Source organism: Paenibacillus sp. FSL R7-0179, assembly GCF_038002265.1.
In the GTDB taxonomy this organism is placed as follows: domain Bacteria; phylum Bacillota; class Bacilli; order Paenibacillales; family Paenibacillaceae; genus Paenibacillus_AQ.
The window spans coordinates 952,556-973,716 of the sequence record NZ_JBBOCC010000002.1; the positions used below are offsets into that span (position 1 = coordinate 952,556).

The following is a 21,161-nucleotide window of genomic DNA, read 5'->3' on the forward strand; positions in this document are numbered from 1 at the left end:
CCGGTGAATTGCCGGAGGGCCCTCTTGTTCTTGATCAGGAAACTATGATTTTCGTCCGGTGTGGATAAGTTGCAGGGATGACTTCGCTGATTTCACCGACCACATTTGGTGCGGCGGAGGTGCGAGGTCCGGATAAGGTCGAAAAACCGACCATACTTGGTGCGGCGGAGTTGCGAAAGCGCAAGCATCTTTTCCTGCCAGGAATAACAAAATACCGGAGCTTGGCGCGGCGTACCCTTTGTTTCAGATGCACACGGGCGAGGTAAGCGATAGGTAGAGTTTCGTATAATATTACCGACACTATGTACATATACAGAGGGAGCGGCCCGTGCCCGCTGATCGCGGAAGGGACCTGAAGGAGGAAGGATATGATGGATAACCGGCGGTATAACGATGGAGGCTATCAGCCGTTTGTGGTGGCAGCTTCACGGGTGAAAATCTTGTTGATGCTTGCGGGAGCGCTGCTTTTTGTGATAGTGGGGATTCAATTTCTGGTATGGTCCCAAGGGGTGACGCCGGATCTCGCCATCCTTCTGCTCACGCTGGGAATCGTCTGCACAGTGCTGTTTGGCCTGTCGGCACTGGTTCTGCTTATCATGCTGCTGCGCCGCACACCGCTGATTGTGGTGGATGCCCAGGGAATTGATGACCAGTCTTCCGCTATTCCCGCAGGCCGGCTGATGTGGGAGGAGATTTCCGATATCCGCCTGATCCGCTACTCCGGGCAAAAAAACATCTGTATCTACCTTACTGATCCCAAGGCCTATCTGGCCCGGCAACGCGGGTGGAAACGCTGGCTGATGGCCATCAACCAGCGTCTCGTCGGCACTCCCGTAAATATTGCGGGCCAGTCCATGGGGATGTCACTGGAGCGGGTGTATGAAGAGATGGAGCTTCGAAGACGGCTATGGGCCGGGCAATGGTAAACGTCCGGCCGGAGCGGCTAGGATGATAGCAGTAACCTGATCAAGCCCAGAGTCTCAAGGTGGAATTTCCTTGAAGACTCTGGGCTTTCTATTCATTCTATGTCGTAGACGGCTTGTCCAACTGAGCGCCGTGAACGAAAAATTACCGCTTTAACACCAGCGGAAGGTACACCTCGTCCACAATGCTCGCGATCATCTCCTCCGTCATGGGGGTGTTGTACAGCATCAGCTCATGGCGGGCCAGATCCGAGGGCAAAGTGAGCATCCGCGGCGTAATGGCCTCGGGAGCCACCTCGCCCCGGTCCGCGGCCCGCTGAAGCACAATGGTCATCGTCCGGTTCTGACGACCGTCGGGGAAGATCAGGGAGGCCAGCGGCACAGCGCCTAATTCAGTCACCAGCCCGTACAAGGCCTTCATCATGGCTTGTGTATTATTATGGTTCATTGCCCGCAGCACCCCGATTACATCATCCCGCAGGTTGCCGGTATCGGGCACCTCCTCCAGCGGGAGGGGGACGCGTTCCCGGAGCGCCGCAAGCACAAGCTCTGCGCGGTTAGCCCAGCGGCGGTACAGCACTGCCTTGCTCGTTCCCGACCGTTCTGCGACTCCATCCATTGTAAGGTTAGCATATCCCTGCTCCTGCAGTTCTTCACGGACGGCCTGCAGAATCGCCGTCTCCAGCTCCTTCCCTCTGCGTCTGCTTTTCAATTTATCCTGCTGCCCAGAAGTAGACATTCTGTCTCAGACTCCTTTGAATGATAATCATTGCGCTTTGTATGAGGATAGTATATCATAACGAAATAAGATACTTTCTGTTTCTTATTTATGGTCTTAGGGAGGGAATTGACTTGAACAAACAAACGGCTGAGGTGCATGAAATGGTAGAGCAGGCGGGCTCAACCAAATTACTGTGGATTCTGATGCTTGGCATTATGGCCCCGCTGTTCGACACGACCATAACCAATGTGGCGATTGACACACTTGTCAAGGAATTTAAGGCGCCGGTATCAACCATCCAGTGGGTCATGACCGGTTATCTGCTGGCGCTTGCTATGGTGATTCCGTTGACCGGTTGGGCAGTGGAGCGGTTCGGAGGCCGGAGAACGTGGCTGTTCTCACTGGGAATGTTCTTCCTCGGCTCAGTGCTGTGCAGTATGGCCTGGAGCGTGGAGAGCCTGCTTTTTTTCCGGGTCATCCAGGGGATCGGCGGGGGCTTGCTGATGCCTGTTATGCAGACGCTGGCCGTACGGGCCTCAGGGGCGCAGAATATGGGGAAAAGGATGGCTACCGTAGCGCTTCCGGCGTTGCTTGGGCCGATTCTGGGGCCGGTGCTGGGGGGATTGATTATCAATCATCTGAGCTGGCGGTGGATTTTCTTCGTCAATATCCCGCTCTGTATCGCGGCCATTATTATGGCCTGGACGGGACTGCCCAAGGAAGAACGCAGCGCCCGGACGCTGCGGCTGGATCTGACGGGACTGGTGCTCTTATCTCCAGCCATTGTACTTATTATTTATGGCCTCGGTGAAGTCAGTACCCTCCACGGGTTCGCTCATGCTGCGGTTCTCATTCCGGTGCTGTCCGGGGGCCTGCTTCTGGCTCTATTTGTCACTCATGCCCTGCGAAAAGGAAATAAAGCCTTGGTGGATGTCAGGCTGTTCCGGGTGCGTTCCGTAACCGTATCCTCGGTGCTGCTGTTCCTGTCGGGTCTGACCAGTTACTCGGCGATGCTGCTCCTGCCGCTATATTTCCAGCAAGTCCGTGGTGAATCTGTGCTGATCTCCGGCTTGCTGCTGGTTCCGCAGGGAATCGGAATGCTGCTGACGAGACAACTGGCCGGCAAGCTGACGGATCAGATCGGTTCCCGGCCGGTCGTGCTGGCCGGAACACTTCTGACCTTACTTGGTACATGGCCGCTTACGCAGCTTGGTGCAGATACCAGCTATTATTTTTTGAGTGCGGTATTGGTGGTGCGGGGGGCCGGCCTGGGCGCTGTGTTCCTGCCGGTTATGGCTTCAGCCTATGTGGGACTGACCTCGGGGCAGATTCCCCACGCCAGCAGCACCACCCGTATTATGCAGCAGATCGGCGGTGCTTTTGGCGTGTCGGTGATCGCAGTCATTCTGCAGAATCAGCTTCATTCTGTGCTGTCTCATGACCCGGCTGCTATGGTTATAGCCTTCGATCATACGTTCATGTGGACGATCGCTTTCTCTGCGGTAGCATTGATCCCGGCGGCGTTCCTGCCCGGAAGAAGATCATAGACAAATTGCACACTGGCAGGTTTTGTGTCAGTCCCAAGAGCGGTGATGGTCAAATACAAAAAGCAGCAACCTCTAGTATGAGACGACAGGATTTGAATCTACAGCCTCTTGCTCCTGAAGTATGGGCGGGGGGCTTTTGGCTATATCATGAGGTTGTATCCGTTTATCTGAATTCAGGATATAATATTGAACAAAGGGGTGGTGAGTATGTATCTGGAATTAAAGGATAAGAGCGGCAAAGTGTATCGTTCCTTTATCAATGACAGCCAGAAATCTGTGATTGTAATTAATGACATGGAGTATGAAGTATCCGAAATAATCCAGTATCAGGACAACTCAGATGCTCTTTCAGCTGCGCAAATTGCTGAGCTTGATGCTGATCCCGAAATCGCACAAATGATCCAAGAGTCCAAACAGGATATTATTCATGGTTCAATTATCTCTTCAAAGCAAATGATCGAGATGATAAGAAATGGAGAACTTTGATGCAGGTAGTCTGGACTAAGAGTGCGGCGCAGAGCTTTTCCAAGATCGAGAGCACCCACTTCTCACCACAGGAAACAGCAGAATATAAATTAAAACTTTTCATGCGTATTGAGGAAAAGGTGACTCGGTCAGGAAAGCTGTTTCCATCAAGAACTTATAAAGATACTTACTATATTCGTATTGATCGTTATATTGTTTCCTACCAGCCATCTAAGGATGGCTCTACATATATAATTACTGCTTTTAAACATGGAAGGCAGAATTAGGCATCTTCAAATTGAGCAAGGTAGATTCTGTTAAAACTGAGATTTCAGGGATGAGAGGGAATGATATTTTGAAAATAAGGAGTATTTTAGAGGGAACTGGTGCGAAGTTGGGTGGAGCTATTATTAAAGATGCTTTAAAACTACTACCAGGTGGTCATTTTGTCGTATTTGGTGCTGAAATTATTGGAACTGCTATTGAAACTACACTCGAAGAAATGGCTAACAGAGAGTTATCTTTTAGAGAAGAGTTTCGTGTTGCGTTATCTGCTTCTACAGTAATCACAAAAATAGCACAAAGAATAGATAATGGTGAAACATTAAGGACAGATGAATATTTCTTTAAGAATCAGGGACTTTACAATTCAAGTGCTGAGGAAATTTTTGAGGGGATACTTCTGCAATGTAAGCGAGAACATGAAGAAAAGAAAATACCTTATGTTTCAAATGTTATGGTGAGTATTGCTTTTAGTAATGAAATAGGTGTTGCTGAGGCAAATCAATTACTTAATATTATTGAAAGGTTTACTTATAGGCAACTGGCCCTAATTGCTGTAATTAAAGATAATCAGTATTGTAAATTGAATTTGCGTAGCGAAGTTTTGAACTCTCCCGAATATAGGGAAATTGCATTATTGCAAGAATTAGTTGATCTTTCCAAACTAGGTGTTGTACAACAAATTTCCACTAATGTATTTCCGATTGAGTTCACTAAAGAATATATTATGGAGAGGTTGATATCAAGGGAGTTTGATTCTATATCTTCTTGGGAAGATATTTTACCACAAATACTTGTTTTGACATCATTAGGGGAAGTCATATACGATTTTATGGAATTAAGTGAATTGCCTGATGAGGATGTTGAAAATTCACGAATATCGCTTTCTTAGCTTTATTATGCGTAAAGATCATGGGTAGTGTGCTTTGCTCTTATACACGCCAAAAAATCGCGGCCCCAAAGCTGCGAATCTTAATTAAAAATGGTCGAGACGACAGGATTCGAACCTGCGGCCTCTTACTCCCGAAGCAAGCGCTCTACCAAGCTGAGCTACGTCTCGACGCTATGAATAACATAAATTATACGCCTGTGTGTAAGCGCTGTAAACATCCTTTTTCATTGCATTACCGGCCTCAGCTACAGCAAATTACGGTCTGTGATTGACAGATATCCACCCGCTGGCTATACTTGAAATGTTAAAAAGCAAATCGGACAAAGCGTTGATGAAAATAAGTACGCCGGAGAATGGCTTCACCAGAGAACAGGTTCCTTTGCGGATTGCCGCATCGGGTGTGAGAACCTGGGAGACAGGCCGGCTGAAAGCTAATTTCGGAGTGCGGGGACAATCCCGCCGGGGGCACCCGTTAACAGCCGCACAAGGCGATCGTCTGCAGGTGTCCGTGGTTCACGGATCAAGGCGATAACCAGGGTGGTACCGCGATAATCATCGTCCCTGAATATATATTCAGGGGCGTTTTTTGTTGTTAATTTAATGAAGAGACGGGAGCTGTACATGATGAAAGCAAGTGAAATCCGTTCCAAATGGCTGCAGTTTTTTGAGAGTAAGAACCATAAGATTGAGCCGAGCGCCTCGCTCGTGCCCCACAATGATCCTTCGCTGCTGTGGATTAACGCAGGTATGGCGCCGCTGAAGGCGTACTTCGACGGCCGGGAGATTCCTGAGAATCCCCGCCTGACGAACTCGCAGAAATGTATCCGCACCAATGATATTGAGAACGTGGGCAAGACGCGCCGCCACCATACATTCTTTGAGATGCTGGGTAACTTCTCCATCGGCGATTACTTCAAGGAAGAGGCCATCACCTGGGCCTGGGAATTTCTGACCGGCAAGGAGTGGATCGGCTTCGACGGCGACCGGATCTCCGTGACCGTGTATGCTGAGGACGAAGAAGCGTTCAAGCTGTGGAATGAGAAGGTCGGCCTGCCCGCAGAACGCATCATCAAGCTGGGCGACGAGAACTTCTGGGATATCGGCGAAGGCCCGTGCGGCCCGTGCTCGGAGATTTTCTATGACCGCGGTGAAGCGTACGGCAGTGATATGAGTGATCCGGAGATGTATCCGGGCGGTGAGAATGAGCGTTGGCTGGAGGTCTGGAACCTCGTATTCTCGCAGTTTAACCATAACAAGGACGGCAGCTATACGCCGCTTCCCAACAAGAATATTGATACCGGTGCAGGACTGGAGCGCTTCGCTTCCATTCTCCAGGATGTAGACTCCAACTTCGATACCGATCTGTTCCAGCCGATTATCCAGAAGACCGCCGGGCTTGCCGGAGTAACCTACAAGGATAATGTTGAACAGGATATCGCGCTAAAAGTCATTGCCGACCATGTACGTACCGTTACCTTTGCAGTGGGTGACGGTGTGCTTCCTTCCAATGAAGGGCGCGGCTATATTATCCGCCGTCTGCTCCGCCGCGCCGTTCGCTACGGCAAGACGCTGGGACTGGACCGTCCGTTCCTGCATGAGCTGACTGAGACGGTTGGAGAGATTATGGGAGTGTATTATCCTTCCGTGGTCGAGAACCGTGAATATATCGCCCGGATCATCCGTCTGGAAGAGGAACGCTTCCATGAGACGTTGTCCGATGGTCTGGCGATTCTCGGGGAGATCAGCGCCAAAGCCAAAGCAGACGGCCTGAGTACCATTGCCGGTGCCGATGCATTCAAGCTCTATGACACGTATGGCTTCCCGTTTGACCTGACCGAGGACTTCGCGTCCGAGCAGGGGCTTGCCGTAGACCGTGCAGGCTTCGATGCCGCGATGCAGGAGCAGCGTGACCGGGCCAGAGCAGCCCGTCAGGACAGCGCCAGCATGAAGATTCAGGGCGGTGCACTTGCTGAGCTTACGGTTAAAAGTGAATTTGTTGGATATAATGACACGGTAACAGAGTCCAAGGTGCTGGCGATTGTGGTAGACGGCGCGCTTCAGGATACAGTAAGCGAAGGCGCCGAGTGCCAGGTGATCCTGGAGTCAACACCGTTCTATGCAGAGAGCGGCGGCCAAGTCAGCGACACTGGCGTTCTGACCGGCGGATCGGTGACTGCTAAGGTGAACGGCCTCTTCAAAGCACCGCACGGCCAGCATGTTCATCTGGTTACAGTAGAGGCCGGCGATCTGAAGGTCGGCGATACCGTCCGTGCCGAAGTGAACCGGGCGGAGCGCGAGGATATCGTGAAGAACCATACCGCCACCCACTTGCTGCACAAGGCACTGAAGGAGGTGCTGGGCAGCCATGTGAATCAGGCAGGCTCTTTAGTAGAAGGCTCGCGCCTGAGGTTTGACTTCTCGCATTTTGGAGCGATCACTCCAGAGGAGCTCAGCGATATCGAGCAGCGCGTGAACGCGCAGATCTGGCGCAGCCTTCCTGTAGTCATTGAGAATAAGCCGATAGATGAAGCCAAAGCCATGGGAGCGATGGCCCTCTTCGGAGAGAAATACGGCAATGTTGTCCGTGTCGTTCAAGTCGGCGACTACAGCCTGGAGCTGTGCGGCGGATGCCATGTGTCTAATACAGCGCAGATCGGAATCTTCAAGCTGCTCAGCGAGAGCGGCATCGGTTCCGGGGTGCGCCGGATTGAAGCTGTGACTGGCCGTTACGCCTATCAGTTCACGGAGAGTCAGCTGGACCTGCTGAAGCAATCGGCAGCCCTGCTCAAATCTTCGCTGACCGATGTGCCGAAGCGGATTGAAGCTCTGCATGCCCAGGTACGCGAGCTGGGCCGTGAGAATGAATCGCTCCAGTCTAAGCTGAGCGCAACCTTCGCAGCAGAGCTGACCAGCAGTGTAATCACAGTAGGCGGAGGAACGCAGCTTCTTGCGGTCTCCGTGCAAGCCGGCAATATCGATGCTTTGCGCTCGACCGCAGACGAACTAAAGTCCAAGCTGCCGCAGGCCATCCTGGTGCTCGGTGCTGCAATGGATGACAAGGTGAACTTCGTCGTGGCCGTGCCTCAGGAACTGGTCCAGAAGGGCTTCCATGCCGGCAAGCTGGTGAAGGAGATCGCTGCAGTCTGCGGCGGCGGCGGCGGCGGACGTCCGGATATGGCGCAGGCCGGAGGCAAGGACGCTTCCAAGCTGGGTGAAGCCCTGAAGAAGGCCGAGGAACTGGTAGCCGCACAGGCATAAGCAGTATGCGGTAATTCTTGTCTGTAAGAAACTGTGGATTTCTATCAAGGGTTGGAAAGCAGCGGTGCTGAGGGCATTTCCTCGGTGCCGCTGCTTTATTCACACAATGTATATTTTTTGGGGTTATTCATTATTGACCCAGGGCATGCAATAGCTTAAAACCCAAAAAAACATCTATTTTTGTAGACAAAATGCCAAAAAAAGCGCTTTAACCATGGCAGGATTTCCTCGTTGGGGCATGAATATGTTATGATGAGGGCAGCAAGTGAGCTGTACAGCAGCAACTTTGCGAAGCCGCCTGAACCAGGGTGATTTTGCAGAAGGAAGGTGTCACCACATGGACTCCATGGACAAAACGGTCAAATTCAATGTGAAGGGCGACGAAAAGGAAGCCTCTCCCCAGGAAATACTGCTCGCCGTGTACGACGCGCTGGTGGAGAAAGAATATCATCCGATCAATCAGATCGTAGGGTATCTTCTCTCAGGAGATCCGGCTTACATTCCACGCCACAACAATGCGAGAAGTTTGGTCCGGAGGAAAGAGCGTGATGAGCTGATCGAAGAACTGGTCCGTTTCTATCTGGCCAATCATCGGGTGGACCAGCCCAAATGATGAAGAAGCTGGGACTGGATTACGGCGACCGCAGAATCGGTGTCGCCACAAGCGATATTTTCGGATGGACAGCACAGTCTCTGGAGACCATTGAGCGGCGCGGCAACGGCAATGAGTTCGACCGCATCCGTGAGCTGGTCAAGGAGCACGAAATCGGCGAGATTGTTGTCGGGCTGCCGAAGAACATGAACGGCTCCGTAGGACCCCGTGGTGAAATTTGCATCGAATTCGCAGATAAGCTGCGGGAGCAACTCGATTTACCCGTACACCTTTGGGATGAGCGTCTGACGACGGTATCTGCTGAGCGGGTGCTGATAGACGGGGACGTCAGCCGGAAGAAACGCAAGGGGCTGGTGGACAAAATGGCCGCAGCGCTGATTTTGCAAAATTTTTTGGATGCTAACAGTAAAAGGTGAGGGGTGTGCGGATATGACAAACGAACAGATCGGCCAAGAAGAGGAACCGGAAATTATCTATATTCCTGATGAGGAAGGTAATGAAGAGGAATTCGAGGTCATCATGAAGTTTGAAGTGGACGGATCGGATGCCAAATATATGATGGTGGTTCCGCTCGATTCCGAGGATGAGGAGACAGATGAGGTCTACGCGTTCCGTTATGAGGAAGACGGCGACGATCTGCAGCTCTTCATGATTGAGAATGACGAGGAGTGGGCCATTGTAGAGGAGACCTTCAATACTTTGGTTGACGAGCTGGATGGAGGAGCAGAGAATGACTGAGTTTTCCGCTGATGGGGCGGTATGGACTTCTAAGCTCAAGGAAGTATATGGAGAAACAGTAGAACTGGAGGATGAGCAGGGCAAGTCTTCCGTTTACGATATTATTGCAGAATTTGCTGTGGGTGACCGTGCTTATGCCGTTCTGGCCGGATCGGGAAGAGCTGCGGAGCAGGAAATTCTGCGCATCGTAGTTTCTCCGGACGGACTTCCGGAACTGGAGAGCATTATGGATGATGAAGAGTGGGAGGATATTTCCGAGCTGTACGATGAGCTCACCTTCCCTGCGGATAGCGAGTAGTCGTCTGCAGCAACTTCATGTATGGCAGATACGGAAGAGGGCGGAATTTTTCCGCGCTCTTTTTGCTTATGAGGGACGGAATAATCTTTCCGTTTGCCTGAAAAAAGCTTATGCTATAAAAATAGGTTGAATTTTGGACAATACAATTTTATACTTTATAGTCGGAAAGTGAGGCGTAACATTTGAAAGCCGTGATCCGCACTGTGCTTATCTTCATTCTGGTCCTGGCAGCAGCTGCAGGAGGAGGAGCATGGTACATCTGGAATGGAATGCAGCCGGTCAAGCCCGCAGGGCCGGCCGTAACGGTTACAATAGAGAAGGGTATGGGCAGCTCGCAAATTGCCGACCTGCTTGAGCAAGAGGGCATTATTAAGCATAGCCTGTTCTTCAAAGGATATCTGAAATGGGTCCAGGAAGGCTCCAGCTTCAAGGCCGGCACGTATCAGGTAAGCCCCGGCGACTCCTACGATACGCTGATCAGCCGATTGAATGCCGGAGATGTTGTGAAGGAAGCTACCGTTACGTTTACAATTCCTGAAGGGTATACTGCGGTCCAGGTGGCAGAAAAGCTGGCCGCTGCATGGAATCAGAAGCCGGAGGTCTTTCTTGCGCTGATTGATTCCGGTAAGGGAATAGAAGCTGTAAGCAAGCTGGAGATTCCGGACAATCCGCTGCTGCGCCACCGGCTGGAGGGGTATCTTTTCCCGGAGACCTATGAACTGGCTAAAGACAGCACTCCGCAGGAAGTCATTGGGGCTATGCTGGAGCAGCTGGTGAAGAAGCTGGATACGATTCCTGAGTGGAAGGCGAAGCTGGCGAACCGCGGGCTCTCGCTGCATGAGCTGCTGACCGTAGCTTCACTGGTGGAGCGTGAGGTGGTAGTAGACAAAGAACGTCCGGTGGTGGCTGGTATTATCTATAACCGGCTGGACAAGGGGCAGAAGCTGGAGATCGATGCTACCGTCCAGTACTTGCTGGACAAGCAGAAAGAGCGGCTGTATGAGAAGGATCTGAAGGTAGACAGTCCTTATAATACGTATAAGCAGGCAGGCTTGCCGCCGGGACCGATCAGCAGTCCCGGGCTGGCGTCGATTGAAGCGGCTATGACGCCGGAAGTCTCGGATTATTTCTTCTATGTCACTAAGAAGGACGGCTCACAGGGACATTTATTTGCCAGAACCTACAAGGAACATTTAGCCAATATTCAAAAAAGCAAACAAAATCCTTAAGAACCCGCTACAATAGTAAGGATGAGCAACGCACAGGAGGTAACACAATGAATAACACACCGGAGCTGCTGGCGACAGCGGCTTCTCTGGAAGAAGCGGCAGCGCTGCTGGATGCAGGAGCGAGTGCTCTGCTGGTCGGCGATGACCGCTTTGGCATGCGTCTTGCCGGACATTTTACACTTGAAGACACGGCCGCAGTGGTTAAGCTGGCACATGCCCGGGGCGGTAAGGTATATGTAAGCATCAATGGACTGATTCCTAATACTATGCTGGAGGAGCTTCCGGCTTATGTGAAGGCCATCGGCGGGCTGGGTGTGGATGGGGTAGAGTTCGGTGATCCTGCCGTACTGGCAGCTGTCAAAGCTGAAGCGCCGGAAATGAAGCTGCACTGGAATGCGGAAATGACCTCAACCAATTATGCTACAGCCAATTACTGGGGCCGCAAGGGAGCTTCGCGGGTCGTTCTGGCACGTGAGCTGAATATGGATGAGATGACCGAGATGGTCCCTAACCTTGAGGTGGAAGCCCAGGTCCAGGTACACGGGATGACGAATATCTATCATTCCAAGCGTAAGCTGGTAGCAAGCTATATGTCCCATCAGGGCCGTCCGAGCGATAGCGGAAGCCTGGGGAAGGAGCGCGGGCTGTTCCTGATTGAAGCGGAGCGTCCGAATGAGAAGTTCCCGATCTATGAAGACGAGAACGGCACGCATATTATGAGCTCGGATGATATTTGCATTCTGGAGGATCTCCATTTCTTGTTAAAAGCTGGCGTACACAGCCTGAAGGTAGAGGGCTTGCTGAAGCCGTTAGCTTATAATGTGGCTGTCGTTAAGGCTTACCGTCATGCTATGGACGTCTACGCCGCTGATCCCGCCGAATATGCATTCGAGGAGTCTTGGCTGGAGGAGGTCCGGGCTTTGCAGGACCCGGAGCGTGAGCTGTCATTCGGTTTCTTCTATAAAGAGCAGGTATATTAATATAAAAGGTTTTGTCTCAGCTCTTGTAAGGTTTATCCCATCATCATTGGGTTCAGCAGCGGAGGGGAATTTGGAACTGCAGGAGCGAAGCGTCCGCCTTTGTCTCCGGATGTTATCCGCTAAGCGGACTAATTCTAAACATCTGGAGACAACAGCGGCCGAAAGTCCAAATTCACCGCAGCAGCGTGTACCACCCGATGTCAGCTTTAAACTCTTGCAGAAGATGAGACACAGAAAGGAGAACAGGAATGGGAACCATAACCAAGCCCCAGTTCAAGGGCAAGCGTTACCGTCTGGACAGACCGGAGCTCCTGGCTCCGGCAGGAAACTTAGAAAAATTGAAATTCGCCGTGCATTATGGCGCGGATGCCGTCTATATCGGAGGCCAGAAATACGGTCTGCGCTCAGGCGCAGATAACTTCACCTTCGAGGAAATGCGCGAGGGTGTGGAATTTGCCAAGAAATATGGTGCCAAAGTATTCGTAGCCACCAATATCTATGCTCACAATGAAGATATCGCGGGGATTGAAGAATACCTGCGTAATTTATATGAGGCCGGAATTGCAGCGATTATCGTAGCCGATCCGGTGATTGTCGATACTGCCCTGCGCCTGGTGCCAGGTCTTGAGGTGCATTTAAGCACCCAGCAGTCCACGCTCAACTGGCAGGCAGTGTCTTATTGGAAGGAGGAGGGTCTGCCGCGCGTAGTATTGGGCCGGGAGACTAGCCTGGAGGAGATCGCCGAGATCAAGCAGCATGTGGATATTGAGATCGAGAGCTTCATCCATGGTGCTATGTGCTCTTCGTACTCCGGACGTTGTGTGTTATCCAACCACTTCACCGACCGTGACTCCAACCGCGGAGGCTGCTGCCAATCCTGCCGCTGGAAGTATGATCTGTTCGAAGATGCCCGTCCCGAAGGGAACTGGGTATCTGAAGAGGAACAAGCCGAGGCACCGCAGGCCTTGCAGCCCGGAATCACCCAGCTGCCGCTGCATCAGCCCGAGGATAATCCGTTCACTATGGGCTCGAAGGATCTCTGTATGCTGGAGAGTATTCCCGACCTGATCGAAGCCGGAATTGACAGCTTCAAGATTGAGGGCCGGATGAAATCGATTCACTATGTGGCCACCGTAGTGAATGCCTACCGCAAAGCCATAGATGCTTACATGGCCGACCCGGAAGGGTATGTGCTGAAGCCCGAATGGCTGGAGGAGCTGCAGAAGGCGGCTAACCGTCCGCTGAATACCGGCTTCTTCTACGACACACCGGACCATGAGGACCACATCTATGAACCCGAAGAGAAGGCAGCCCCGTATGATTTCGCGGGACTGGTGCTGGAGTATGATGCAGAGAGCGGGATGGCGCTCGTTCAGCAGCGCAACAACTTCAAGCCGGGACAGGAAGTGGAGTTCTTCGGCCCGGATGACACCTTCTTCAAACAGACCGTCGGAGAGCTGTGGGATGAGGCCGGCAATCCGCTGGATGTGGCCCGTCACCCGCTTCAGCGTGTGCGGATGAAGGTAGATCAGCCTGTTGCTTATTTCGATATGATGCGCAAGCGGAAATAGTGGCTTTACAAACTAAGGGATGCCCGTTTACATAAGGGCATTTCTTTTTTTTGCGTGCTAAAAAAGGAGATGTTTTGGGGCCCCCGCAAAGTACCTGAGTAAGCACCTACGCTGAAGCTCCATTTTGTGGGGTTATTTTGTGCCAAATGGCTTATGCAATTCGACAAAAAAATATGAGTATTGAAGCAATTTGCAAATAATGCTAAGAAAAATGAGACTTTGTGCCGATATAAAGGGCAGGTAACGCTTACATATATCTTCCAATCTAGGCGATAGGCAGGTGATGGTTATGGGAGCTCCCAATCCGGACAACAAGACAGATAAACCGAAGGAGAGTAGGATAAAAGTGGCGAAAAACAGTAAAAAGCCAAAGAGCACACAAAAGGCTAAGGCCCAGAAGACAGAAGCTTCACAGACAACTAGCAACACGGCAGAGAAGAGAAATTACAGGACAGTATTGAACGGCTCGCTACGCCAGGTGAAGAGGGTGAACCCGACCAAATCCGTTGGGGTGAAGCTGTTCCTGATCTTCTTATCCTCTATCGTGGTAGTGGTCCTGTTCTTAGGACTTCTGTCTTACAACAAAGCGAAGAATACAATTAAAGAGAATGTGTCCGAAGCCAACCGGCAGACGATTATTCAGACCTCAGAGAAGCTGGATATTACCTTGAAGCAGTATGAGAGTCTCGCGCTTCAGTTATATTTTGATACACAGATGCAGGCGAATCTGACAGAGCTGTCTTCGGCGAAGAGCAGTTATGATAAGTTCGTGGCTACCGATGCGATCAGCAAGAAGCTGTCCAGCCAGACTACGACAGATGCTAATATCGTCGCCATATCGCTCATTCCGGAGGACCCTGAGATGGGGATCGTTTCCAGCGGAAGCACCGGTCTCGCGGGTGATGATGTGAGAGCTCAGGAATGGTACAAGACCGTGGTCAAGAATTCAAGCTCTTATGAGCCTTATTATACGTCAGAAGCCAAATCCGCCCAGAACTACTGGTTCCCTACCGCCGTTGAAGGCAGCGGCGGCAAGAACCTGGCCATGGTTAGAACACTTAAGAATCTGGGCTCCAATGCCTCTTATGTAGTCATGCTGGAGCTTAAGAGCACCCTCCTGGAAGAAGCCTTCAAGAGTGTGCAGCTTGGGGATGGCTCGCGGATTCAACTGGTTGCCCCGGATGGAATCGTAGTGGCATCCTCGCAGCCCGAAGTGGACGGCAAAGCCACCGTACTGAATTTCATCAAGGACAGCAAGGTGAACAATGACAGCACGGAAGCGAAGGATGAGAACGGCAAGAATATTCTTGCTGTATACAACCCGATGCAGAAGGCAGACTGGAAGCTTGCCGGTGTAGTTCCTACCGGACAACTGGTTCAAGCTGCTACGCCGATTCTGTTTACCACGTTCCTTGCTGCGGGAGCGGCAGCCGTGCTTGCTATGATTGTCGGCTTCTGGATGGTTCAGTTGATCGCCAAGCCGCTGGCACGCTTGAAGGACCTGATGCTGGAGGGAGCCGAAGGCAACCTGAGTGTCCGTACCCAGTATGTCTCTAAGGATGAGATCGGCCAGCTGTCGGCCTCCTTCAATATGATGATGGGCAAGATTACTGAGCTGGTGGCCCAGACTACAGATACAGCCCGCGAAGTCCTTGAGACTGCGGGTGAGCTGGGGGATGCCTCGCGCAAGACGGCGATCTCCGCCAAGGAAATCGCTGCGGCCACGGAAGAGATTGCCGGCGGTGCCGGAAGTCTGGCCCAGGAAGCCGAGCGCGGCAATGAGCTGACAGACTTGATCGCAACGCAGATGCAGAGTGTCATTGCAGCTAACTCTGAGATGGATCAGGCAGCGCGTGCAGTTGGGGAAGCCAGCGGACAGGGTGCTGTACAGCTGGAATCGCTGCTGGATCAGACCGGACGTACAGGTGAAATGACCTCTGCTCTGGTGGATAGAGTCAATAATCTCAAGGAAACGGTATATTCCGTAATCAAGGTGCTGGATGTGATGAAGAATATTACCCAGCAGACGAACATTTTGTCTCTGAATGCAACGATTGAAGCAGCGAGAGCAGGCGAAGCCGGCCGTGGCTTCATGGTAGTCGCAGGGGAGGTCCGGGAGCTTGCCGACCAATCCAAGCAATCCATTGCTCTGGTCGCCGGAATTACAGATAAGATCGTAGCTGAGATGGATGAGACGGTTGCTGTCCTGTCTGAGGTGGCTCCGCTGTTCAAGGAGCAGATGGTATCCGTGAAGAGTACCAGTGAAATCTTCGTGTCCGTTAAGGGTCAAATGGAGGACTTTATTACAAGTCTGGAGTCTGTAACAGGAGCCATCGACAGTCTGAACCATTCACAGGGTGTGCTTTCCGATGCTATGGGGAATGTAAGTGCGGTGGCGCAGCAATCCTCGGCAACCTCAGAAGAGGTTGCCTCCCTCAGCAGTGAGCAGCAGAATGTCAGTGACCATCTCGTAGCCTTGTCGAACAAGCTGCAAGGGGCTTCTACCCAACTGGAAAGCAAGCTGTCGCTGTTTACGATCAAATAATATTTAGAGCTGTTCTGATTTCAGGGCGTCACGCAAGCCGCATTCGGCTGCGTGATGCCCTTTTTAGTTGATGTATAGGAATGCTGCGCCGAGGGATATGCCCCATGTTTCACAGCCAGTACCATTTTTTAAGGAATCCTGCACGAATTGCAACAATGCTGCCCCGTAGAAGCGGTCTATGCTAAAATCCTGCACGAATTGCAACAAATCCTACGCTAACTTGCTCAAAACGTCGGAATTTGTGCAAATAATGCAACAATTGGAGCTTAGCCAGTACTATTATTTAAGGAATCCTGCAAATAATGCAACAATACTGCTCCTTACAAGTTATCATAACGATCCAGTTCAATCTTAATAACTGAATGAGTATCCACAAGGAAGCTGATTATATCCTCACCCTGGTCAGGTGTCCAAGATAAAACGTGTGCTGTTTTCATAGCCGGAAATGTTTCTCTAATAATGTTTAAGAACCTACGCCTGGATATATCATTGAACAAATGAAATTTTGAGGTTTTTAATTCTTCTCTATATGCTTTTTCAGTTAAAGTTCCCTTAAGTTTCATACCCTTCCTACTTTCCAGAGAAGCCGAACCATTAGCGAATACGGCTATTTTTATATTACCTTTTTAATTCAAGGAAGCCACCAAACTATCCTTCCTTGTACATCCTCAAGCGAATGCGTATAATAGTTTTGTTAGGGTTTTGTTATTGTTGTTTGCTGGATTAGTTATGTAATTTGAACCAGGGAGAAGGCCGAATGAGAGCAGCACGCAATTACAACTGGTGGTCTTATATCGTGGATATGTCGATGGAGCGCAAGCTTTTCCTGGTCTTTCTGGTCATTATTACGCTCCCGCTGTCTTTCATCAGTGTGATCAGCTTCAAGAGCTATTCGGAATCCATCCAGGCGAACACGATCGCCTATTCCGAAAAGCTGATTGATCAAATGATGGATTCCATCGATGATTACATAGAAGATATGAAACGGATGTCCTCAATGCCTGCCTACGTCAATGAAATTAAGCAGAACCTCATCCGCTCGAACCGCTATTATGAGCAAAAGCAGATGATGGAAGGCAAGCAGGACACGGCTCAGGTGGCTCCCGGCGATTTGGATCTCCTGCTGTCTATTCAGCGGGGCATCGAAGAGAATATTTCATTTATTAACAATATTAAGCGGGGGACCAATTCGGTCTATATTTTTGATGCCTACGGGAATGGCTATTATTCTGCCAAGGATGGGGGCGTCCGGCTGGATCTGCAGCAGAGCTACAGGTTCTGGAGCGGGCAGGTAAAGGGCTCCGGCGGGGAAGCGATCCTTCTGGGAACACAGGCATATACAAGCAATTTGCAGAGTACCCGATATGCCTTTACGGTGGTGCGTCCCATTCTGGACGGGCTGTGGAAGCCAGCCGGCCTGATCGCGGTGGAGGCTAATTTCAGTAATCTGGAGAATCAGGTGGCGGAGCTGGACAAGGTGACCCGGGGGAAATCTATCCTCGTGGATCAGTCAGGCAAAGTCATCTATGACAGTGAGCAGAAGCTGCTGACTGCGGATATTTCCCGCTCCTCCTTATTCCGGGCTGCGGCAGGGAGCTCAGGGAGCTTTTATGACACCGTATCCGGCAAAGACCGGCTTAATATCTATTCAAGCTCAACCAAGACGAACTGGAAGGTGATTATTTCCATACCGGTGGATGAATTGACCCGTGGAGTGAAGCTGACCCGTAATGCGACTATAGGCGCTACCCTAATTATCATTGTACTGGCCCTGATCATCTCTCTTATTCTGTCATTTGCCCTGACCAAGCCGCTGACCCAAATGATTCAGCTGATGAAAAAAGTGCAGGGCGGCGATCTCGATGTGACCTTCCGCATTAAACGCCGTGATGAGATTGGTCTTCTGGGGCATCAATTCAACCGTATGCTGGCACGCATTCGTCAACTGATCCAGGATATTTACCAGATTGAGGAACAGAAGAAGGAGGCGGAGCTACAGGCGCTTCAGAGCCAGATCAATCCGCATTTTATCTACAATACGCTTGAAACGATCCGGATGACCGCAGAGATTAATGATGATGTGGAGGCCGCTGACATGATCTCCATCTTGGGGAAGCTGCTCCGCTACAGCACCAGTGACCTGACCGGCTGGGCAACGATGAAGCAGGAGCTGCTGTATGTACGCAACTATGTGGAGCTGCTGGGCAGCCGGTATCCCGGCAGATTTGAGCTGATGATTGATGTTCCCGAGGCGCTTGACAACTACTCCATGATTAAGCTGGTTTTTCAGCCGATTATTGAGAATGCTGCGTATCACGGGCTGGACGATACCAAGTCCCGGATGCATCTGAGCATCAAGTGTGAGTATACAGAACAGAGGCTGCTGTTCCATATCCGTGATGACGGCTGCGGAATGGATCAGGTTACGCTGGATAAGCTGAGGAAAAGACTCCGGCACGGGGCCCCTCCGAAGAGGAGCATCAATGGAGGAATTGGCATGGCAAATGTGCACCAGCGCCTTCAGCTTCATTACGGTCCGGCCTATGGGATTGAGGTGTTCAGCAAGCCTGGCGGGGGTACAGATGTAATCTTGTCATTGCCGCTGCCGGGAAATACTCCCGTAATTGAAGGGGAGACCCCTTGAGGAGGAATGGGCTTGAAACGGATGATTGTACGCTTTCCGGTGTATGCTGGGCTGCTGATGCTGCTAGTGCTGGCAAGCGGCTGTAACACCTGGAGCAGTGGAGGGCATGCCCCGGTCCCGGCAGCCTCGGCCGTAGATGAAGCGCCTTCTGAGCTGTCCGGTACGATCGTGATGCTGACGAACCGGATTGACCTGATTGAGAATGGAACATTTAAGGGCTATGCCGAGGAATTCAGGAAGCGGTATCCTGAAGCCCATGTGGAATTTGAGGGGCTGTCCAGCTATGCCACGGATATTCTGGTCCGCTTGTCCACCAAGGATACTGGGGATGTCCTGTTGCTTCCGGTCAATCTGCCTGCAAAGGAGCTGGAGCTTTTCTTCGAGCCGCTGAGTGAGGAATTGGCGGCGCAGGAGCGGTTCACAACCTTTGCCACCTTTGACGGCAAGCGTTACGGGCTGTCTACAGGGAACACCACGAGTGGAATTGTATACAACAAGAAGGCTTTTAAGCGGGCGGGAATTGAACAGGTGCCGCAGACGCTTGATGAATTCTATGCAGCCTGTGCCAAGCTGAAGCAGGCGGGCATCATCCCGCTGTATATGAATTACGGGGCTGTCTGGCCGCTGCGGGAGTGGGGCAATAACCTGGTTAATTATATGACGGGGAACCCCGATTATTTGAATGATATGGTTCATGAGGACAGTCCCTGGCAGATCGGTAACGAATGGGGACGGGCTCTGGGGATTGCCAGAACGATGATGGCCAAGGGTTATGTCGAGGAGCAGTTATTCTCCAACAGCTGGGAGATTTCCAAATCCAGCCTGGCCAAGGGAGAAGCAGGCATGTATTTGCAGGGGAACTGGACCATCCGGCAGATTATTGATGCAGGCGCTTCGCCGGAGGATATAGGCTTCTTCCCTTTTCCTTATGACAACGGTACGGCCCATTATGCAGCACTCAATCCCGACTGGTTCATGGGGGTTAGCAGATTCAGCCGCCATAAAGAGCTTGCGATGGCTTGGCTTCAGTATTTCATCACAGAAACTTCGTATGCGAAAGATTGGGGGTTTCTTCCGGCGAAGGGTTCGGATGAACCCGCTTTACAGCAATATAGTGAGTTTCTCTCCTATCATCCAAAGCTGATTGAGGCTACAGTGCAGACGGATGCGTTCATTGATCTGGCGAACCGGACGAAGCTGAGCTTCTGGTCGGGCGATTATATTCAGGATGTGCTCGCCGCACCGGATCTGCAGAAGTCCTTTGACCAGTTGAATGCAAAATGGAAGGAAGCACGTATGAGTCAGCAGACTGCTCCGTAACCACCGGACTCTGCACACTAAGCAAGATCAAATTCTGGAGGTATTGTTGTGGCCAAAAAAGTAACGATGCAAAAAATAGCCGATCATCTTGGGGTTTCCAAGTTCGTCGTATCCAAATCACTCTCCGGCAAGGAGGGGGTTAATGAGACCACCCGGGAACGGGTGATTCAAGCTGCTTCTCAGCTGGGATATTTCACCCAAAAAAACGCCTATGTACAAAGTCCGAAGCGCCGTTCGCTGACAGGAGAGCAAGACCGTAATAAGCAATCCGTGCTGGTGCTGATGCCCAATATCCGTTCTCAGACTCAAGATTCACTATATTGGGGCAAAATCGTCGATGGCATTGCGCTGGCTCTGGATCAGGAGGGGCTGGGCATGGTGATTATTTCAGAGCACCGGGCTGATAATTTTGCTAATGTGCTTAATCCGGACGGTTTGCTTGGTCTGATCGGAGTAGGGCAAATCTCCACCTCACTGCTGCTCGAAGTGCACCGGACCCTGCTTCCGCTGGTCATGATCGATCATGAGGATGCTTTAATTCCATGTGATACTGTATTTGCGAATAACATCGATTCCATGACCCGGCTCGTCAATCATCTGATAGGCACCGGACACACTCTATTTCACTTTATCGGCAATATCCGTTACTCCCGCAGCTTCCGTGACCGCTGGATCGGGTTCCGCAGCGCCTTGGAGGAGAATCATCTAAAGGTCCCGGCCATAGGTGATGAACTGCTGCTGGAGGGAATGGATGACCAAATGCTCCGCGATGAATTCAGACGCTGGGTAGCCACCCGTAAAGAGTCGGATACCCTGCCTACGGCCATTGTGTGTGCGAACGACTTTACAGCCCTTGATGTCAGTGAATTGCTGCGGGAAGCCGGGCTTAGTATTCCCGCTGATCTTTCGGTCACAGGCTTTGACAATATCGAGGATTCCCTGCGGGGGGTTACGCCGCTTACAACCGTTCATGTGCCTAAGGAAGCTATGGGCCGTGCTGCTGTCGAGAAGCTGCTGAACCGTATCCAGAATCCCGCTGCACCACTGGAGAAAATTCTGATCTCCGCAGATATCGTCCACCGGGACTCTGTAGGGAAGCCGCGGGGTTGAAGCAACAAAATAAACCCTTAAAGCT

General features: G+C 51.3%; 20 protein-coding genes and 1 tRNA gene. 18 read left to right on the forward strand and 3 right to left on the reverse strand.

Features of this window, described 5'->3' with window-relative positions; genetic code table 11:
- Nucleotides 1-368: 368 nt before the first annotated feature.
- Nucleotides 369-926: an STM3941 family protein gene (locus tag MKX63_RS20750; RefSeq protein ID WP_341019726.1), complete on the forward strand. Its 558-nt coding sequence runs from the start codon at nt 369-371 to the stop codon at nt 924-926.
- Nucleotides 927-1,068: 142 nt separating this feature from the next.
- On the opposite strand, the gene MKX63_RS20755 is transcribed toward MKX63_RS20750, so the two are convergent.
- Entirely contained in the window at nt 1,069-1,662 is a 594-nt protein-coding gene (locus tag MKX63_RS20755) for a TetR/AcrR family transcriptional regulator (RefSeq protein WP_341019727.1), read from the reverse strand.
- A gap of 113 nt (nt 1,663-1,775) precedes the next feature.
- On the opposite strand from MKX63_RS20755, the gene MKX63_RS20760 reads away from it, so the two are divergent.
- The 4 genes from MKX63_RS20760 to MKX63_RS20775 all read left to right on the forward strand — a co-directional run bounded on the left by MKX63_RS20760 (nt 1,776) and on the right by MKX63_RS20775 (nt 4,830).
- Nucleotides 1,776-3,191: an MDR family MFS transporter gene (locus MKX63_RS20760; RefSeq protein WP_341019729.1), complete on the forward strand. Its 1,416-nt coding sequence runs from the start codon at nt 1,776-1,778 to the stop codon at nt 3,189-3,191.
- A gap of 207 nt (nt 3,192-3,398) precedes the next feature.
- A complete protein-coding gene (locus MKX63_RS20765; protein WP_341019731.1) occupies nt 3,399-3,677 on the forward strand; it encodes a hypothetical protein in 279 nt (92 codons plus the stop codon).
- Entirely contained in the window at nt 3,677-3,943 is a 267-nt protein-coding gene (locus MKX63_RS20770; RefSeq protein ID WP_341019732.1) for a type II toxin-antitoxin system RelE/ParE family toxin, read from the forward strand. The genes MKX63_RS20765 and MKX63_RS20770 overlap by 1 nt, the downstream gene beginning before the upstream one ends.
- A gap of 11 nt (nt 3,944-3,954) precedes the next feature.
- Nucleotides 3,955-4,830 (forward strand): hypothetical protein, encoded by an 876-nt coding sequence (locus MKX63_RS20775; RefSeq protein WP_341019733.1) that lies wholly within the window; start codon nt 3,955-3,957, stop codon nt 4,828-4,830.
- A 91-nt stretch (nt 4,831-4,921) separates the two neighbouring features.
- Here MKX63_RS20775 and MKX63_RS20780 read toward each other — a convergent pair.
- Nucleotides 4,922-4,998 (reverse strand) — tRNA-Pro (locus MKX63_RS20780).
- Nucleotides 4,999-5,161: 163 nt separating this feature from the next.
- Between MKX63_RS20780 and MKX63_RS20785 the strand changes: the two genes are divergently transcribed.
- The 10 genes from MKX63_RS20785 (at nt 5,162) to MKX63_RS20830 (ending at nt 16,062) form a co-directional block, all read left to right on the forward strand.
- Nucleotides 5,162-5,362, forward strand: a complete 201-nt coding sequence (locus tag MKX63_RS20785) for a hypothetical protein (protein ID WP_341019734.1) — start codon at nt 5,162-5,164, stop codon at nt 5,360-5,362.
- A 92-nt stretch (nt 5,363-5,454) separates the two neighbouring features.
- Nucleotides 5,455-8,088, forward strand: a complete 2,634-nt coding sequence (gene alaS / locus MKX63_RS20790) for an alanine--tRNA ligase (RefSeq protein ID WP_341019735.1) — start codon at nt 5,455-5,457, stop codon at nt 8,086-8,088.
- A gap of 337 nt (nt 8,089-8,425) precedes the next feature.
- Nucleotides 8,426-8,701, forward strand: a complete 276-nt coding sequence (locus MKX63_RS20795; protein ID WP_036696603.1) for an IreB family regulatory phosphoprotein — start codon at nt 8,426-8,428, stop codon at nt 8,699-8,701.
- Entirely contained in the window at nt 8,701-9,117 is a 417-nt protein-coding gene (gene ruvX / locus MKX63_RS20800) for a Holliday junction resolvase RuvX (RefSeq protein ID WP_340757813.1), read from the forward strand. Before MKX63_RS20795 ends, ruvX begins: the two co-directional genes overlap by 1 nt.
- A 13-nt stretch (nt 9,118-9,130) precedes the next feature.
- The gene (locus MKX63_RS20805; RefSeq protein ID WP_036696606.1) at nt 9,131-9,439 is read left to right on the forward strand and encodes a DUF1292 domain-containing protein; all 309 of its coding nucleotides are present in this window, start codon (nt 9,131-9,133) and stop codon (nt 9,437-9,439) included.
- Nucleotides 9,432-9,737 carry a DUF1292 domain-containing protein gene (locus tag MKX63_RS20810; RefSeq protein WP_341019736.1) on the forward strand — a complete coding sequence of 102 codons (306 nt, stop codon included), beginning with the start codon at nt 9,432-9,434 and terminating at the stop codon, nt 9,735-9,737. Before MKX63_RS20805 ends, MKX63_RS20810 begins: the two co-directional genes overlap by 8 nt.
- A gap of 182 nt (nt 9,738-9,919) precedes the next feature.
- Nucleotides 9,920-10,966 carry an endolytic transglycosylase MltG gene (mltG, locus tag MKX63_RS20815; RefSeq protein WP_341019738.1) on the forward strand — a complete coding sequence of 349 codons (1,047 nt, stop codon included), beginning with the start codon at nt 9,920-9,922 and terminating at the stop codon, nt 10,964-10,966.
- A gap of 47 nt (nt 10,967-11,013) precedes the next feature.
- Nucleotides 11,014-11,946, forward strand: a complete 933-nt coding sequence (locus MKX63_RS20820; RefSeq protein ID WP_341019739.1) for a peptidase U32 family protein — start codon at nt 11,014-11,016, stop codon at nt 11,944-11,946.
- Nucleotides 11,947-12,194: 248 nt separating this feature from the next.
- Entirely contained in the window at nt 12,195-13,517 is a 1,323-nt protein-coding gene (locus MKX63_RS20825) for a peptidase U32 family protein (protein WP_341019740.1), read from the forward strand.
- A 457-nt stretch (nt 13,518-13,974) separates the two neighbouring features.
- The gene (locus tag MKX63_RS20830; RefSeq protein WP_341019741.1) at nt 13,975-16,062 is read left to right on the forward strand and encodes a methyl-accepting chemotaxis protein; all 2,088 of its coding nucleotides are present in this window, start codon (nt 13,975-13,977) and stop codon (nt 16,060-16,062) included.
- A 320-nt stretch (nt 16,063-16,382) separates the two neighbouring features.
- On the opposite strand, the gene MKX63_RS20835 is transcribed toward MKX63_RS20830, so the two are convergent.
- A complete protein-coding gene (locus MKX63_RS20835; RefSeq protein WP_341019742.1) occupies nt 16,383-16,625 on the reverse strand; it encodes a hypothetical protein in 243 nt (80 codons plus the stop codon).
- A gap of 194 nt (nt 16,626-16,819) precedes the next feature.
- On the opposite strand from MKX63_RS20835, the gene MKX63_RS20840 reads away from it, so the two are divergent.
- The 3 genes from MKX63_RS20840 to MKX63_RS20850 are packed head-to-tail and all read left to right on the forward strand — an operon-like array spanning nt 16,820 to nt 21,136.
- Nucleotides 16,820-18,706, forward strand: coding sequence for a cache domain-containing sensor histidine kinase (locus tag MKX63_RS20840; RefSeq protein WP_341019743.1), 1,887 nt, complete (start codon nt 16,820-16,822; stop codon nt 18,704-18,706).
- Between the two features lie 21 nt (nt 18,707-18,727).
- Nucleotides 18,728-20,026, forward strand: coding sequence for an ABC transporter substrate-binding protein (locus tag MKX63_RS20845; protein WP_341023166.1), 1,299 nt, complete (start codon nt 18,728-18,730; stop codon nt 20,024-20,026).
- Between the two features lie 48 nt (nt 20,027-20,074).
- Complete coding sequence (locus MKX63_RS20850; RefSeq protein WP_341019745.1) at nt 20,075-21,136, forward strand: LacI family DNA-binding transcriptional regulator; 1,062 nt, start codon at nt 20,075-20,077, stop codon at nt 21,134-21,136.
- Nucleotides 21,137-21,161: the final 25 nt, after the last annotated feature.

Coding starts and splice junctions, on each gene's coding strand:
- MKX63_RS20835 (WP_341019742.1), bottom strand. CDS start 16,625: ATGAAACTTAAGGGAACTTTAACTGAAAAAGCATATAGAGAAGAATTA.
- MKX63_RS20750 (WP_341019726.1), top strand. CDS start 369: ATGATGGATAACCGGCGGTATAACGATGGAGGCTATCAGCCGTTTGTG.
- MKX63_RS20820 (WP_341019739.1), top strand. CDS start 11,014: ATGAATAACACACCGGAGCTGCTGGCGACAGCGGCTTCTCTGGAAGAA.
- MKX63_RS20785 (WP_341019734.1), top strand. CDS start 5,162: ATGAAAATAAGTACGCCGGAGAATGGCTTCACCAGAGAACAGGTTCCT.
- alaS (WP_341019735.1), top strand. CDS start 5,455: ATGAAAGCAAGTGAAATCCGTTCCAAATGGCTGCAGTTTTTTGAGAGT.
- MKX63_RS20770 (WP_341019732.1), top strand. CDS start 3,677: ATGCAGGTAGTCTGGACTAAGAGTGCGGCGCAGAGCTTTTCCAAGATC.
- MKX63_RS20840 (WP_341019743.1), top strand. CDS start 16,820: ATGAGAGCAGCACGCAATTACAACTGGTGGTCTTATATCGTGGATATG.
- MKX63_RS20825 (WP_341019740.1), top strand. CDS start 12,195: ATGGGAACCATAACCAAGCCCCAGTTCAAGGGCAAGCGTTACCGTCTG.
- MKX63_RS20810 (WP_341019736.1), top strand. CDS start 9,432: ATGACTGAGTTTTCCGCTGATGGGGCGGTATGGACTTCTAAGCTCAAG.
- MKX63_RS20765 (WP_341019731.1), top strand. CDS start 3,399: ATGTATCTGGAATTAAAGGATAAGAGCGGCAAAGTGTATCGTTCCTTT.
- MKX63_RS20755 (WP_341019727.1), bottom strand. CDS start 1,662: ATGTCTACTTCTGGGCAGCAGGATAAATTGAAAAGCAGACGCAGAGGG.
- MKX63_RS20845 (WP_341023166.1), top strand. CDS start 18,728: ATGATTGTACGCTTTCCGGTGTATGCTGGGCTGCTGATGCTGCTAGTG.
- MKX63_RS20795 (WP_036696603.1), top strand. CDS start 8,426: ATGGACTCCATGGACAAAACGGTCAAATTCAATGTGAAGGGCGACGAA.
- ruvX (WP_340757813.1), top strand. CDS start 8,701: ATGAAGAAGCTGGGACTGGATTACGGCGACCGCAGAATCGGTGTCGCC.
- MKX63_RS20805 (WP_036696606.1), top strand. CDS start 9,131: ATGACAAACGAACAGATCGGCCAAGAAGAGGAACCGGAAATTATCTAT.